The organism is Amycolatopsis sp. NPDC059021 (assembly GCF_042739895.1).
Classification (GTDB): domain Bacteria; phylum Actinomycetota; class Actinomycetes; order Mycobacteriales; family Pseudonocardiaceae; genus Amycolatopsis.
On sequence record NZ_JBHYIQ010000027.1, the window covers coordinates 15469 to 29484 of the forward strand.

The following is a 14016-nucleotide window of genomic DNA, read 5'->3' on the forward strand; positions in this document are numbered from 1 at the left end:
TAGCCCTCCCCCCGTGAGCGCACCTTGTCGCGGGGGCTCGGTGTGGTGTATCAGCCACCGCCACCGCGCCGCCCCGGCCCGGCGCGCTCGGGGGGCACAGCGCCGCGAGCGCGCTGGCCTCCCGCAGCCACCGGATGTCCACAGAGGACGGTTCGGCGGCGGCGACGTACCGCAGCACCGCCACCCCGTCGAGCGAGCGGACGTCCGTGAGGGTCATCGGCCGCGGGAACGTCCCCGGCCCGGTGAACCGCGGTGCCCGCGGATCACCGACGAACACCGGCGCGATCGCGAGCCGCAGTTCGTCGGCCAGCCCGTCGGCGAGGAACCGGGTGTGCACCGCGCCGCCGCCCTCGACGAGCAGCCGCCGCACCCCGCGCGTGGCGAGGTCGTCGAGCACCGCGCCGAAGCCGGGCTCCGCCAGCTCGACCACGGTCGCCACCGCGTCGAGCGCGGCCGCTCGCCCGCGTGGAACGTAGACGAGCTTCGGCGTCTCCCCGGTGGTGAAGAACCGGGACTCCGGGTCGAGGTCGCCGGTCGCGGTCATGGTCACCTTGATCGGCTGTTCCGGCCGTCCTTCGGCCACTCTCGCCTGCCGGAGCTCGGGCGAGCGCACCAGCAGCCGCGGATTGTCCGCCCGCACGGTGCCCGCCCCGACCAGGATCGCGTCGGCCTCGGCCCGCAACCGGTCCACCTCGGCGAAATCGTCCTCAGTGGACAGAACCAGCCGCTCGTCGGACGCGTCGTCCAGATAGCCGTCCAGCGACTGCGCCGCGGAGAGCAGGACATGGGGCCGGGTGATCACCCAGCCAGTATGCCCTGGTGCGCGGCCGTCCGGGCGAGAGCCTGCACGGTACGCCGCCGATCGCGCCGGTCCGTGGTCCGGCCGGAACCGGCTGAGTATTGTCTGGTGCTTCACAGCAACCCGACGTTGTCCACGTGGGGGTCGTCGATGAAGCGGCAGTTCGACCAGGCATCGGCCACGCGAGTCACGAACACCTTCACGGGTAAGGTCCGCGGCCTGATCCAGGTGGGAGTCGTCAACGGCGGCTTCCACGTCCACCTGCCCCGGTACGCCGGGGCGGCCATGCTCGTCGCGGCCTTGGGACTGCCGGTACTCCTCGCCCTCGTCGTGCCCTCCGACGTGCCCCGGCAGTCCGTCGTCGCGCCGGTTCACCCGGTGGAAGTAAGCACAGTGACGGTCAACGTCCTGGACGGCAGAACCGCCGCCGCCGAGGGCATCACCATCGCCATCGACAGCGTGAGCTTCACGAGCACGGACAACGGAAACGCCACCTGCGTGGGCGTCGACAACCACCCCGGCACGTGCACCGCCTTCGCCAACGGCACGGCGAGCGGCAGCAGCACCGTCGGCGTCATCGACTTCAGCGTCACCACGCCCGCGCTGACCTGCCGGACCTCCGGCGTGCACGTGAGCGAATCGGTGGTGCTGGCGCAGGCTTCCGGTGCCTGGACCCGGGTCCTGCTCCGCGCGATGGGGCCGAACGACCGGGAGGGCCACCAGCTCCCGGTGACCTTCGAGGTGTCCCGCGGGCACCGTGGCCCCGCGCCGCAGAGCCCCAAAACCTGCGCGCCCAGCTGAAGCGGGCACAGTCGCTTTCGCGGCTCAGGACGACCGGGACGTGTCCTGCCCCGATTCCCCGTCAGCCCCGGCGGCCCCGGTCGGCGCAGCGGTGACTCTCCGACGCCGCACCGACCGGGTTCAACACTCCGGCCGCCGCGGCTTCAGCTGTCGTCCGTCACACACAGAAGGAGGCTCAGGCCACTGTGGGTACAGCCCCAGCTGTGGTGGCTGTGGTGCAGGGCCTCGCCGGCACCGAGACTCCCCTCTTCTTCGGGAAGTTCTTGCAGGTCAAGCACGTGTTTCATCGTTGCGCCCTTCCGGTGGAACCGACCATGGACTACCTCGCTTCACAGTTAAAGACACCAACCGGCGAGACACCACAACCTTGTCGGCACGCCATTCCATCGAGCATCCACGCCACCCTGACAGCCGAGCGGGAGCAACGAAAACGGGAACCTGTGACGGACGCGGGAGCCCGTTTCGAGTGGTCGGCCCAGTCACCCACGCGGGTAATCCGGTGGCTTCGCCGAACCCAGCAGAGCGGGCGTCAGCCCATCGGGCGGCTTCGGCTCGATCGCGCGGACGAGGCTGCCCGTCCGCATCCAGGACATGACGACGCTGTACACAGTGGACACTGCCGCTCAGCGGAACGACAACGCGTGCCGCGCTCGGGAAGATCGGGAGCGCGAGAACAGATCAGGCTCCCCCCGCGTGGCACCGGCGGCCACGTCGATCGTCCAGGGCGCGTTCGGCGGTTCAGGCCGGGAGCACCGCGTACTGGCGGACGTACAGGTCGGTGTAGGTGACCGGGCCGCGGGGGCCGGGCACCTTGTCCAGGTTGATGCCGGTCTCGGGCACGGCGAGCAGCTTGAAGCCGTCGAGCAGCCGGGTCGGGGCGTTCCAGAACACGCCCGTGCCGGTGTAGCCGTCGAAGAACGCCTCGGCGGCGGCCTTGTCCTCGGTCGCGATGCCGGCGGCGAGACCGGAGGTGCGCTCGTTCGCGATCTCGACGGCCTCGGGGAGCCCGCCGACCTTCGCCACGGTGACCGTCGCCTCGCGCTCGGAGTCCAGCGCCCATTCGTAGCCGATCGCGTGCTCGTGCGGCGCCAGCGACGGCGTGACGCCGCGTTCGCCGAGCGCCTCCGCGATCGACGGCCACACCGCGTCGTGCACGCCCTCGTGGATCAGCAGCAGGTTGAGCCGGTTGCACACGCCGAGCCGGTCGAGGCTCGCGAAGACCAGTTCCCGCACCTTTGCCACATCGGCGGCCGCGTCGACGTACAGCACTCCGCCGCCGTCGGCGTGGGCCAGCGTGCGGACGCCGTGCACCGCCGCCTCGGTCGCCAGCGCGCGGGTGCTGTCCCCGCTGCCGCGCAGGATCACCAGCGGCACGAGCGCGGGCAAGCGCACCAGCGCCGAGGCCGCCTCGCGCTCGACCCGTGGCACCAGCTGCACGACATCGGCGTCGATCCCGGCAGCGTCCAGCGCGGGCGCGATCACGGACTCCCGCAGGCGCTGTGCCGAGCCGAGCGCCGCGGAGCCTGTCCGCAGTACGCCGGCGTTGCGCGACTTCACCAGCTGCGAGGCCACGTCCACGGTCACGTTCGGGCGCGCCTCGTAGTTGGCACCGATGACACCGACCGGACGACGCCGCTCCACCAGCCGCAGCCCACCATCCAAAGTGGACACCTCGACCGACCGTTCCTGATGCGGGGCACCGGCCAGCAACCGGAGCTGATCGGCCATGTCGGTCAGTCGTTCCGGGGTGATGGTGAGCCGGTCCAGCAGCCCGGCGCTCATCCCCTCGGCACGGGCCTTGGTGACGTCGGCCTCGTTCGCCTCCAGTACCTCGGCGCGGTGGCTCAGCAGCCGCTCGGCCATCCCGACGAGCGCGGCGTCCACGGCGCCGGCATCCGCCGCAGCGAGGGACGGCGCGGCCAGCTTGGCCGCCCGGGCGCACTCCTCGACGGCCTTGGCCACCTCGTCCATGGTCCCGACTCCTTCCGCGCGCACAGCCTGGGGGAACAGTCTGCCGCACGGCCGCGCTCAGGCCGCCACGGGCTCCAGAAGCCACAGCCCGCCCGCGATGAGGCAGCTCGCCGTGAGCACGCCGAACACCAGCACCCACAGCACCGCCGGGACCCCGGTCAGCCGGGCGAGCTGATCGGCATCGGAGTCGCGGGCCGCACCCCGGCGCCGCTTCGCCTGCAGCTCGATCACCGGGCGGATCCCGCCGATGAGCAGGAACCACGTCAGCAGGTACACGAACGGGGCCTGCAACCACGTCGGCGCCACCAGCGCGATCAGCCCGAGCACCACGGCGCTCGCGACCACGGCGAACACCCCGTAGGCGTTACGGGTCATGACCAGCACGCCGAGCAGGAGCAACGCGATCAGGATCAGCACCAGCGTCGTCAGCTTCGCTCCCGCCAGCGTCGCGAACAACAGCCCGAGCACCGAGGGCGCGATGTAGCCCGCCATCGCCGTGAAGGCCATCCCCGGCCCCTCCGGCTTGCCGCGCGACACCGTGACACCGGAGGTGTCCGAGTGCAGCTTGATCCCCCTCAGCCGCCGCCCGACCATGACCGCCGCCAGCGCGTGCCCGGCCTCGTGCACGATCGTCACCACGTTGCGCGCGGGCCGCCACAGCCCGTTGACCAGCACCGTGAGCAGCGCCAGACCACCGGCCACGAGCGTGATGGTGGACAGCTCGCCCGAGACGATCGACTCGGAGGCCTTGCCGAGCCCGGACGGCCCCGCGGACAACCACGGAAGACTGGTGAACGACACCGCCGAGAGAACCGAGGAACTCACCCGCACACCTCACCACAGGCCGGATTTGGCCCGCGTAAGTCCCCATTGCCCGCCGATATGCCGGATCCGGTAAGGGATCCGCTACGCCATGTCGCCTCCCCTCTCCTGCGCGGTGCGCAGGAAGAAGGAAACCCAGCTCCGGTACGGCCGCCAGGCCTCGGCGATCGCGGCCAGCTCCGCGGCCCCGGCATTCGGCCGTCCGTACCGTTTTCTCATCTCCTCGGCCAACCGCCCTTCGCTCGCGGGGAAGACGTCGGGATGCCCGGCGCCGCGGATGAGGATCAGCTCGGCGGAGAACGGGCCGATTCCCGGGAGCAGCCGCAACCGCTCGAGTGCCTCCTCCACCGGCAGTGCCCGCAACGCGACCGCGTCGAGTTCGCCGTCCGCGGCCGCCTTGGCCACCAGGCACAGCCGCTCGAACTTGGTCTCCGGGATACCGGGGAAATCGCACAACCCGGCCACCATCTCCGGCTCGGGGAACGCGGTCAGCGCGACACCGCCCACGTTCACCCGCTTCCCGTACTCCTCGGCCAGCCGCTGCTTGATCCGCGCGGCCTGGCTCCTCCGGACGCGCTGGCTGAGCACCGCCCAGCAGGCCGCCTCGTACGGCGACGGGAACAACACGGGGCGCAACCCCGGCCGCTCCCGTTGAAGCGTGCCCACCACCGGATCACGCTCGCCTGCCCCGGCGAATCCGGTGCCGTCGACGTCGAGCGAGAGGATCCGCCGGACCTGGGCCGTCACCGCCTCGGCGAGTGCGGGCGGGCCGCACGCCTCGACCTCGACCGTGCCCGGGGCTCTTTGCCGGATCACCGCACCGACCGGCGTGCCGCCGTCGTCGGCCGGGAACGCCAGTCTGAGCACCCCGGACTCGCCCGCCGCGTCAGGCCGACCTGCCGGGGTGAAACCGGCCAGGAACCGGGCCGAAGCCGCCAGATCGAACGGCCCGCACACCGTGATCCGGCCGGTCGGCGCCGCTGTCGCAGTCATCTCATGCCCTCCTTGTGGGCTCGGGAACACTGTGCCGACGACGTTAGGAAGGAGCACCGACACTTTCCGGCCTCGAACACCCGATCACCGAGATGTTCACCCGATAGTGCTGCACACGCGTCGCTGGCCTGCATGTTCCTCATCTGACATACTCCCGGTATCTGAACCCCGATCCCCAGGAGCAGGCGATGCCGACGATGCAGCCGGGAACACGCGACCGCCTGGCCGACCTCCTGACCACCGCGGCCCCCAGCACTGACCAGGGATTCGTCGATCTGCTCGGCGAGTCCCCGCAGGCCGGGCCGCCCACCGGGATCACGCAGCGGCTGATGCGCACGTCCCTGCTCCCCCGCGTCTACGAGCGGTACTGGCGGCCGCTGCTCGGCTGCGTCTTCAAGGGCCCGTTCGGCCCGAGCATGGCGGGCGAGGTGCGGCTGGCCACCGAACTGCTGGCCCTGCGCCCCGGCCAGACCGTGCTCGACGTCGCCTGCGGCACCGGCCGGTTCACCCGCGCGTTCGGCGCCGCGGTCGCCCCGGGCGGCCTCGCGATCGGTCTCGACGGCGCACGCCCGATGCTCGAGACGGCGGTCGCGGAGAGCGGGCAGGACACCGTCGCCTACCTACGCGCCGACGCCGTCGAACCACCCCTTCGCGGGTCCACAGTGGACGCCATCTGCTGCTTCGCCGCGCTCCACATGTTCGCCGAGCCCGAAAAGGCCTTGGACTCCTTCGCCGGACTGCTCAAGCCCGGCGGCCGGATCGTGCTGCTTACCAGCGCGCGGCGAGGCTGGCAACCGGCTCGCACCGTCGAAACCATGGGCGGAATCCTCAGCGGGCAAAGGATGTTCGACCGCGGGGAGATCGCGGCCGCGCTGCGTACACGGGGCTTCACCGCGATCGCCGAACGGTACGCGGGGTTCACGCAGATCGTGGCGGGCAAGCTCGCGAGTGCCGGCGCTGTGCGGACGTCCTCGAAGACATAGCATCGGCGGATGAGCCACGCCGCGCCGATCCCGCCCGACGACAGCTATCTCCGTTCCCTCATCGAAGACACCGCGGACGCGGTGGCGAACGCCCAGCCACTCGATTCCCCGCACACCGGCGCCGACAACGCGAGCCGGTCGGCCGTCCGGAGCGCGATCGACGCCGTTTCCGCCGATCTGGTGGCACTCAGCCAGGATCTGCACGCCCATCCCGAGGAGGGCTTCGCCGAACACCGCTCGGTGCGCGCGCTGGCCGAACTGCTGGCCAAGCACGGTCACGAAGCGACGATCGGGGTCGGCGGGCTGGACACCGCGCTGCGGGCAGGCACCCCGGGCGAGGGTCCGCACATCGCCGTGCTCGCCGAGTACGACGCGCTTCCGGGACTCGGCCACGCGTGCGGGCACAACGTCATCTGCACCGCGGGAGCGGGCGGGTTCCTCGGGGCCGCCGCGGTCGCGGAGCGGCTCGGCGGACGGGTCAGCCTGATCGGCACACCGGCCGAAGAAGGCGGAGGCGGCAAGGAAACCCTCGCCCGCGCCGGGGTTTTCGACGACGTCGACGCGGTGATCATGCTGCATCCGTTCAGCCACGACATCGCGATGCACCCGTTCCTCGGCAGGCGTCAGCTGGAGATGGTGTTCCACGGGATCGGCGCGCACGCCTCCGCGCAGCCGTTCATGGGCCGCAACGCGCTCGACGCCGCCGTCGCCGCCTACCAGGGTGTTTCGGCGCTGCGCCAGCAACTGCCGGACAGCGACCGCGTGCACGGCGTGTTCTCCGACGGTGGTGCGCGGCCGAACGTGATCCCCGCCCGCGCGGCCGTGCTGTTCTACCTGCGCTCGGGTACCCCCGCGACACTGCGGGACCTCGCCGCCCGCATGACGGCGATCGCGCACGGCGCGGCGGAGATGACCGGCTGCGGCGTCGAACTGCTCTGGGACTCCCAGCCCGCGTATCTGCCGATCCGGTTCAACACCGCGCTGGCCGGACGCTGGTCGGTCAATCAGCGCGGCACCGGGCGGAAACCGCTGCCGCCGGGCGTCGTCCCCGAATCGCTCACCGGGTCGACGGATCTGGGCAACCTGTCCTACCGGATGCCCGCGATCCATCCGATGATCGCGGTTTCGGAGGCGACGACGGCCTTGCACACCAAGGAGTTCGCGGCCGCCGCCGGGTCACCGGCCGGGGACGCCGCGGTGGTGGACGGCGCGCTCGGGCTCGCGCTGACCGCCGCCGACTACCTCGGCGACGCGGCCCTGCGCGCCGCGGTGCACGAGGAGTTCGAGGCAGCCGGTGGTGCGCTGGACGTCCCCGCGTTCTTCGACTGAGGTCCACAAAGGATTCCCTGTTGCTGAGATTCACCTGAGGTTTCTCAGCTGATTCTTCTCAGCAAAGCCGCAGGTATTTCCACAGGCTGTTCACACGCAAGCGGGCGATTCTCGAAGCATGACCGAGAACGAGAGCCGGCCCGGCCCCGCCTCATCCGGTGGGCACCAGCCGCACCAGCACCCCCAGCCGTACCCGCACTACGGTTACCAGCAGGCCACGCCGAACCCGCTCTTCACCCAGCAGCCGCCGGCCCCGGCGCCCAAGAAGGGCAACCGGGTCGCGGCGCTGGTCGGCGCCACCGCGCTCGCCGCCGCTCTGCTCGGCGGCGCGGGCGGCGCCGCGGTCGTCGGCCTGACCTCCTCCTCGGCCGCCTCCAGTACCCCGTCGACGTCCAGTTCGTCGCCGGTGAACGGGCAGACGGTCGCGAACACCACCGGCTCCGGCGACGTCAGCAGCGTCGCGGCGAAGGTGACCCCGAGCGTCGTGCAGGTGAACGTCACCACGCAGCGGGGCGGCGCGATCGGCTCCGGGGTGTTCCTCACCGCCGACGGCCGGATCCTGACCAACGCGCACGTCGTCTCCGGCGCGGCCGGGCCCGTCACGATCACGACGTCGGACGGCAAGAAGTACCAGGCCGACGTCGTCGGCGCGGACACCAAGGCGGACATCGCCGTCCTGCAGGTCCGGAACGGCAGCGGGTTCACCCCGGCCGCCATCGGCGATTCGGGCAAGCTCGCGGTCGGCCAGTCCGTGATCGCGATCGGCTCGCCCGGCGGGCTGCAGGGCACCGTCACCACCGGCATCATCAGCGCGCTGAACCGGAACCTGTCCGACCTCGGCGGGCAGGACCAGCAGCAGCAACAGCAGTCGCCGTTCAGCCGGAACACCCGCGACACGAGCGGTTCCGGTGACTCGCCGAGCTACACCGCCATCCAGACCGACGCCTCGATCAACCAGGGCAACTCCGGCGGGCCGCTGGTCGACAGCCAGGGCCGGGTGATCGGCATCAACTCGGCGATGTACAGCCCGGTGGAGTCCTCCAGCGGCGCGGCGGGCAGCGTCGGGATCGGCTTCGCCATCCCGATCAACGACGCCATGAAGATCGTGAACCAGATCGTCGGCTGACCGTCCGGGATGGACCGCGGTCGGGGCGGCCCATCCCTCCTCGCTCACGGGGTGCGAGGAACTCGCTGAAGGCCCCTCAGGGATTCGGGACTCTGAGGGGCCTTCAGCCTTCGTACGTCAGCGTGAGCGTGTGATTACCTCGGCGTCCTGGGTGATCGCGGCGGTGCCGGTGATCCCGGCCAGCTCGCCCGTCCCGGAACCGGGCAGGATCCGCAGGTCCAGGCCCTCGTCACCGGCCGTGTGCCGCAGCACGAACGTCCCCTTGCGACCGCCGACCGCTCCCGCGAAGCGCTCGAAGGCCACGTACGCCCGCGAGGTCTCGTTCACCGCCGTGAGCATCTCGACGGTGCTGGTGCCCTCGACGTCCCCGGTGAACGTCTTGGCGATCGCGACCCGCGCGAACTGCGTCCCCGCCGTCTCGTCTTCGGCCTGCGGCTCCCAACTGTCGAGCACGAACGAGGCGGTGGCGGTGCTGGTCATGACGTCGATCCCGTCTGTCGTTCCTCAGTGGACCAGCACAGCTTGCCGCCCTTACCTGCCATCTTCTGTCAGGTTTTCAGCGCCGCCGGTTCCCGAACAGCCCGCGCGTGATCTCCCGGCCGAGCGTGTTGGCGGCGGACCGCAGGAACGACTTCACCGCCGGATTGCTCATCGTCTGCTCGATGAACCCCGGCTCCTCCTTCTTCGGCGCCGGTTCGGGAGCGGGCGGCGGCGCGTCCTGCGGCGCCTGGTCGTCAGCAGGTGGGGCCACCCTGGCCTGGAGGATCTCGTAGGCCGACTCGCGGTCGATGGTCTCCGCGTACTTGCCGTGCAGGTCCGATGACTGGACCGCGGCCGCGACGGCCTCGTCGCCGATCGAGCCCATCTTCGACCGCGGCGGCCGCAGGCGTGTCCACGCCACGGGCGTCGGCGCTCCCAGCTCGGACAGCACGGTCACGATCGCTTCGCCGATCCCCAGCGACGTCAGCGCCTTGTCCAGCTCGTAGTACTCGGTCTTGGGGTAGGTCTTGACCGTCCGGGAAAGCGCCTTCTGGTCGTCCGGGGTGAACGCCCGCAGCGCGTGCTGGATCCGCGCGCCCAGCTGCGAGAGGACGTTGTTCGGGATGTCCGTCGGCAGCTGCGTGCAGAAGAACACGCCGACACCCTTCGAACGGATCAGCTTCACCGTCTGCTCGATCCGCTCCAGGAACGCCTTCGACGCGTCGTTGAAGAGCAGATGTGCCTCGTCGAAGAAGAAGACGAGCTTCGGCTTGTCGAGGTCGCCCTCCTCCGGCAGCACCTCGAACAGCTCCGCCAGCAGCCACATCAGGAACGTCGAGAACAACGCGGGTTTCGACTGGAGGTTGTCCAGCTCCAGCAGCGTCACGACGCCCTTGCCGTCCGCCTGGCGCATCAGATCGCGCACGTCCAGCTCCGGCTCGCCGAAGAAGTCCTCGCCGCCCTGAGCCTCCAGATTGGACAGTGCGCGCAGGATCACCCCGGCCGTCGCGGCCGACACCCCGCCGATGCCCTTGAGGTCCTCCTTGCCCTCGTCGCTCGTCAGATGCGTGATCACCGCGCGCAGGTCCTTGGTGTCCAGCAACGCCAGGCCACGCTGGTCGGCCCAGTGGAAGATCAGCCCCAGCGTCGACTCCTGCGTTTCGTTCAGCCCCAGCACCTTCGCCAGCAGCACCGGCCCGAAACTCGTGATCGTCGCGCGGACCGGGGCACCCTTCCCGCCTGTGCCCAGTGAGAGGAACTGCACCGGGAATCCGGTCGGCGCCCAGTCGTCCCCGAGCTCCCGAGCCCGCTTCGTGAGCTTGTCGTTCGCCTCGCCAGGCGCCGCCAGCCCGGACAGGTCACCCTTGACGTCCGCCAGCACCACCGGCACCCCGGCCGCCGAAAGCTGCTCCGAGACCAGCTGCAACGTCTTCGTCTTGCCCGTCCCCGTCGCACCCGCGACCAGGCCGTGCCGGTTCAACGTCGCCAGCGGCAGCCGCACCGCCGCGGCCGCCTCCGCCTGACCGTCGATGACCACCGCGCCCAGCTCGACCGCGGCGCCCTCACTGACATAGCCCTTCGCGATCTCGCTCGCGGGCCCCGACCCCTGCTCGACCACCACTGCTCCCGACTCTGTGTCCGACACCACATCCGCTTCCGGTCACGCAGAGCGTAACGCGCCGGATACGCAGGTGAGCCAGCTCGGCTCCCCGTGTCGGGTTAGGGTTTGCCGGTGACCGACCATCTAGTCTGGATCGACTGCGAGATGACGGGGCTCGACCTCGGCAAGGACGCGTTGATCGAAATCGCCGCTCTGGTGACCGACGCCGAGCTCAACGTCCTCGGCGAAGGCGTCGACATCGTCATCCACGCGGGTGAGGACAAACTCGACGGAATGCCCGAGATCGTCCGCGAGATGCACGCGCACTCCGGGCTCACCGAGGAAGTCCGCCGCTCCACCGTCAGCCTCGCCGAGGCCGAGCAGCGCGTCCTCGCCTACATCCGCGAGCACGTCCCCGAGCCCGGCACCGCACCGCTGGCAGGCAACTCCATCGCCACCGACCGCGGCTTCATCTCCCGCGACATGCCCGCCCTCGACGCGCACCTGCACTACCGCATGGTCGACGTCTCGTCGGTCAAGGAACTCGTCCGGCGCTGGTACCCCCGCGTCTACTACGCCAAGCCCGAGAAGGGCCTCGCCCACCGCGCGCTGGCCGACATCAAGGAATCCATCGGCGAGCTCGACTACTACCGCGCCGCCGCTTTCGTCCCCCAGCCCGGCCCCAGCACCGAACAGGCCAAAGCCATGGCCGCCGAAGTGCAGGAACGCCACCCCCACTGACCCCGCCCACCCCCGGAGAAAACCCCGCGCGAGGGCACGCTACGATTGCTCTCGCCGGTTGATCGCAAGAGAAACCTCGGCGATGGTGGGCGTAGCTCAGCTGGTAGAGCACCTGGTTGTGGTCCAGGAGGTCGCGGGTTCGAAACCCGTCGCTCACCCCATCACCCCAGCCTGTTCGGGCCGTTACTGGCCCTCCCTTGGCTGGGGTTTCGCCATTTTTTCTGGGGGTCAAACCCCCAGACCCCCAGCCGGGGGTGTCCCCCGGACCCCCATCCCGTGTGGTGACGTTTCGTTGCCCGCTCACCTTTGTGGTGGGCCGGTAGGGAGGCGGGTCCCTACCGGCCCGGGGGTTAGTTGCTGGGGGTTTTCCATTGGTCCCAGGGGAGTTGCCAGTAGGACCAGCCGTCGGTGGGTTCTAGGGCGGGGCCGCCGGAGTTTTGGACGGTGATGAGGTCGCCGGGGTTCGAGAGGTCCATCAGCCACTTGGTGTTCTCGGTCGAGAGGTTGATGCAGCCGTGGCTCACGTTGCGCTTGCCCTGATCGCCGACGGACCACGGGGCCGAGTGGTAGAAGATGCCGCTGTAGGACATGCGGATCGCGTACTGCACATAGGTCTTGTAGCCGCCGGGACTGTCCGCGGGAACGCCGTAGGTGCCCGAATCCATGGTGAAGCCGACGTGCTCGCTCATCACCGTGTAGGTGCCGGCCGGCGTCGTGTGCCCCGGCTTGCCCAGCGAGACCGGGACCGTCTTCACCTCCTTGTCGTTCACCGAGACCGTCATCTGGTGCGTCTGCCCGTCGGCCACCGCGACCACCTTGTCACCGATCTTGACGCCGAACTGCTTGTCCTCCTGGCCGTAGGTGCCCTTGCCCAGATCCTTGCCGTAGATCGCGGCGTTCACCGAGACCTTCGTCCCGCTCTTCCAGTACTCCTTCGGCCGCCAGACCAGCTGCTTGTCGCCGAACCAGCGGAACGCGCCCTCCGTCGCGGGCTCGGCCGTGACCTTGATCGCACGCTCCGCCGCGGCCCGGTCCGGCACGTTCCCGGTGAAGGTGAAGATCACCGGCATACCGACGCCGACCGTGTCCCCGTCCTGCACGTTCACCGACACCGCGAGCTGCCGCGCCGGCTTCGCCGTGGTGAACGACTGCTGCGAGGTGACCGGCTTCCCGTCCGTCCCCGTCGCCGCCACCGCGAGCGTGTACTTCTTGCCGTACCCCAGCGGCTCGGCCGACTCCCAGCCCGAGCCGTCCGGCTTGGCCTTGCCCGCCACCTGCCGCCCGTCGGCGCCGGTCAGCTTGACCTCGCCGACCTTGCCGTCCGTCACCGAAACCGTGACCGGCTCCCCCGGCGCGACGCCGTTCGCGCCGTCCGCCGGGGTGACGCTCACCGAGGCGGGTTTCAGCACCGGCGCGCTGCTCGGCGCCGCCACGTTCGACGCCACGGGCTCACCCGAAGGCGTCGCACTGCACGCCGTCGTGAACCCGATCACCCCCACCGCAACCAGTCCCAGCACCCGCCGCCGCACCATCACACCCCGCCCGTTTCGCCGCCGATGTCCCGCCACAGTCTGCCTGACCGGGCACAACTTGGGGCCAAGATCGGGTAACTCCTCCCAAGGGACCCCCCGCGAAACCCCCCTCCGGAGCCGTGCTAATCTTTTCCACGTCGCCGAGGGAAACCGAAGCGGCGAGACACACAAGCGCCATTAGCTCAATTGGCAGAGCAGCTGGCTCTTAACCAGCGGGTTCGGGGTTCGAGTCCCTGATGGCGCACCCGCACTCCCCAGGTTATCGGAAACGATGATCTGGGGTTTTGTGCTTTCCGGAAGCTTTTCTTCCGCTTGTGGACTGTCCACTGTGGTCTCCTGCGAGCCCGAGACGAGCCCGAGACTGCTGGCGGACTGCAGCGACCGCCGCGGGAATGCGCGCCACAAGCTTCCGCGCCGCGTCGGCCGCGACCTCTTCCAGCACGTTGGTGTAGAGGTCCATGGTCACCGTGATCGACGAATGCCTCAGCCTGTGCTGCACCACCTTCGTATCCACTCCCGCCGCAAGGGCGATCGTCGCGGCACCGTGCCGCAACCCGTGCAACGTGATCGGCGGCAACCCCGCGAGCCGGATCAACCTCGCGAACTCGTCACTCACGTCCGCCGGATGCAGCGGGCTGCCATCCGGCATCGTGAACAACAAATCCGTGTCGACTCACGCGTCCCCGAGTTCCTCCCTGGCCGCGTCCTGACACGCGATGTGACTACGTAGCACCAGCACCGTGTCCGGGTCGAGCGCCACAATCCCTCCGACGACGGAGTCTTGGGTTTCGACTGCCCGGTCTGCCACCCGTACAGCACGATCCGATTCGTCACCTCCA

General features: G+C 70.0%; 14 protein-coding genes, 2 tRNA genes and 1 pseudogene. 7 read left to right on the plus strand and 10 right to left on the minus strand.

Annotated features, from left to right (window positions below; translation table 11 throughout):
* Positions 1–802 (minus strand): RibD family protein (locus ACFWX1_RS18100; RefSeq protein ID WP_378388621.1); only part of this gene is annotated, 802 nt, incomplete at its 3' end.
* A gap of 147 nt (positions 803–949) precedes the next feature.
* On the opposite strand from ACFWX1_RS18100, the gene ACFWX1_RS18105 reads away from it, so the two are divergent.
* The gene (locus ACFWX1_RS18105) at positions 950–1600 is read left to right on the plus strand and encodes a hypothetical protein (RefSeq protein ID WP_378388623.1); all 651 of its coding nucleotides are present in this window, start codon (positions 950–952) and stop codon (positions 1598–1600) included.
* Positions 1601–1743: 143 nt separating this feature from the next.
* Here ACFWX1_RS18105 and ACFWX1_RS18110 read toward each other — a convergent pair whose 3' ends face one another.
* From ACFWX1_RS18110 to ACFWX1_RS18130, 5 genes are all read right to left on the minus strand, one after another.
* Positions 1744–1887, minus strand: a complete 144-nt coding sequence (locus tag ACFWX1_RS18110) for a class III lanthipeptide (RefSeq protein WP_378388625.1) — start codon at positions 1885–1887, stop codon at positions 1744–1746.
* A gap of 192 nt (positions 1888–2079) precedes the next feature.
* Entirely contained in the window at positions 2080–2217 is a 138-nt protein-coding gene (locus tag ACFWX1_RS18115) for a hypothetical protein (protein WP_378388627.1), read from the minus strand.
* Positions 2218–2338: 121 nt separating this feature from the next.
* On the minus strand, positions 2339–3571 hold the full coding sequence (locus tag ACFWX1_RS18120; protein ID WP_378388629.1) for an aldehyde dehydrogenase family protein: 1233 nt from the start codon (positions 3569–3571) through the stop codon (positions 2339–2341).
* A gap of 57 nt (positions 3572–3628) precedes the next feature.
* Positions 3629–4306: a M50 family metallopeptidase gene (locus ACFWX1_RS18125; RefSeq protein ID WP_378388768.1), complete on the minus strand. Its 678-nt coding sequence runs from the start codon at positions 4304–4306 to the stop codon at positions 3629–3631.
* Positions 4307–4477: 171 nt separating this feature from the next.
* A complete protein-coding gene (locus ACFWX1_RS18130) occupies positions 4478–5386 on the minus strand; it encodes a DNA-3-methyladenine glycosylase family protein (protein ID WP_378388631.1) in 909 nt (302 codons plus the stop codon).
* Between the two features lie 188 nt (positions 5387–5574).
* Between ACFWX1_RS18130 and ACFWX1_RS18135 the strand changes: the two genes are divergently transcribed.
* From ACFWX1_RS18135 to ACFWX1_RS18145, 3 genes are all read left to right on the plus strand, one after another.
* Positions 5575–6369 (plus strand): class I SAM-dependent methyltransferase, encoded by a 795-nt coding sequence (locus ACFWX1_RS18135; protein ID WP_378388633.1) that lies wholly within the window; start codon positions 5575–5577, stop codon positions 6367–6369.
* Positions 6370–6378: 9 nt separating this feature from the next.
* On the plus strand, positions 6379–7698 hold the full coding sequence (locus ACFWX1_RS18140) for a M20 family metallopeptidase (RefSeq protein WP_378388635.1): 1320 nt from the start codon (positions 6379–6381) through the stop codon (positions 7696–7698).
* Between the two features lie 118 nt (positions 7699–7816).
* The gene (locus tag ACFWX1_RS18145; RefSeq protein WP_378388637.1) at positions 7817–8824 is read left to right on the plus strand and encodes a S1C family serine protease; all 1008 of its coding nucleotides are present in this window, start codon (positions 7817–7819) and stop codon (positions 8822–8824) included.
* 103 nt (positions 8825–8927) lie between these two features.
* On the opposite strand, the pseudogene ACFWX1_RS18150 reads toward ACFWX1_RS18145, so the two are convergent.
* Both ACFWX1_RS18150 and ACFWX1_RS18155 read right to left on the minus strand, forming a co-directional pair.
* A pseudogene (locus ACFWX1_RS18150) lies at positions 8928–9304 on the minus strand (DUF3224 domain-containing protein).
* 76 nt (positions 9305–9380) lie between these two features.
* Entirely contained in the window at positions 9381–10922 is a 1542-nt protein-coding gene (locus ACFWX1_RS18155; protein WP_378388639.1) for a helicase HerA-like domain-containing protein, read from the minus strand.
* Positions 10923–11036: 114 nt separating this feature from the next.
* Here ACFWX1_RS18155 and orn point away from each other — a divergent pair, with 114 nt between their 5' ends.
* Together orn and ACFWX1_RS18165 are read left to right on the plus strand one after the other, a co-directional pair.
* Positions 11037–11645: an oligoribonuclease gene (gene orn / locus ACFWX1_RS18160; RefSeq protein WP_378388641.1), complete on the plus strand. Its 609-nt coding sequence runs from the start codon at positions 11037–11039 to the stop codon at positions 11643–11645.
* Positions 11646–11730: 85 nt separating this feature from the next.
* A tRNA-His gene (locus ACFWX1_RS18165) sits at positions 11731–11806 on the plus strand.
* 189 nt (positions 11807–11995) lie between these two features.
* Here the strand turns inward: ACFWX1_RS18165 and ACFWX1_RS18170 are convergent.
* Positions 11996–13177, minus strand: coding sequence for an Ig-like domain-containing protein (locus ACFWX1_RS18170; RefSeq protein ID WP_378388643.1), 1182 nt, complete (start codon positions 13175–13177; stop codon positions 11996–11998).
* A gap of 171 nt (positions 13178–13348) precedes the next feature.
* Between ACFWX1_RS18170 and ACFWX1_RS18175 the strand changes: the two genes are divergently transcribed.
* A tRNA-Lys gene (locus ACFWX1_RS18175) sits at positions 13349–13421 on the plus strand.
* A 15-nt stretch (positions 13422–13436) separates the two neighbouring features.
* Here the strand turns inward: ACFWX1_RS18175 and ACFWX1_RS18180 are convergent.
* A complete protein-coding gene (locus tag ACFWX1_RS18180; protein ID WP_378388645.1) occupies positions 13437–13838 on the minus strand; it encodes a tyrosine-type recombinase/integrase in 402 nt (133 codons plus the stop codon).
* Positions 13839–14016 lie beyond the last annotated feature (178 nt).

What these genes read in the sequence shown, in the direction of transcription:
- ACFWX1_RS18135 (WP_378388633.1), top strand. Translation starts at nt 5,575, where the DNA reads ATGCCGACGATGCAGCCGGGAACACGCGACCGCCTGGCCGACCTCCTG.
- ACFWX1_RS18130 (WP_378388631.1), bottom strand. Translation starts at nt 5,386, where the DNA reads ATGACTGCGACAGCGGCGCCGACCGGCCGGATCACGGTGTGCGGGCCG.
- ACFWX1_RS18140 (WP_378388635.1), top strand. Translation starts at nt 6,379, where the DNA reads ATGAGCCACGCCGCGCCGATCCCGCCCGACGACAGCTATCTCCGTTCC.
- ACFWX1_RS18105 (WP_378388623.1), top strand. Translation starts at nt 950, where the DNA reads ATGAAGCGGCAGTTCGACCAGGCATCGGCCACGCGAGTCACGAACACC.
- ACFWX1_RS18145 (WP_378388637.1), top strand. Translation starts at nt 7,817, where the DNA reads ATGACCGAGAACGAGAGCCGGCCCGGCCCCGCCTCATCCGGTGGGCAC.
- ACFWX1_RS18170 (WP_378388643.1), bottom strand. Translation starts at nt 13,177, where the DNA reads ATGGTGCGGCGGCGGGTGCTGGGACTGGTTGCGGTGGGGGTGATCGGG.
- ACFWX1_RS18120 (WP_378388629.1), bottom strand. Translation starts at nt 3,571, where the DNA reads ATGGACGAGGTGGCCAAGGCCGTCGAGGAGTGCGCCCGGGCGGCCAAG.
- ACFWX1_RS18110 (WP_378388625.1), bottom strand. Translation starts at nt 1,887, where the DNA reads ATGAAACACGTGCTTGACCTGCAAGAACTTCCCGAAGAAGAGGGGAGT.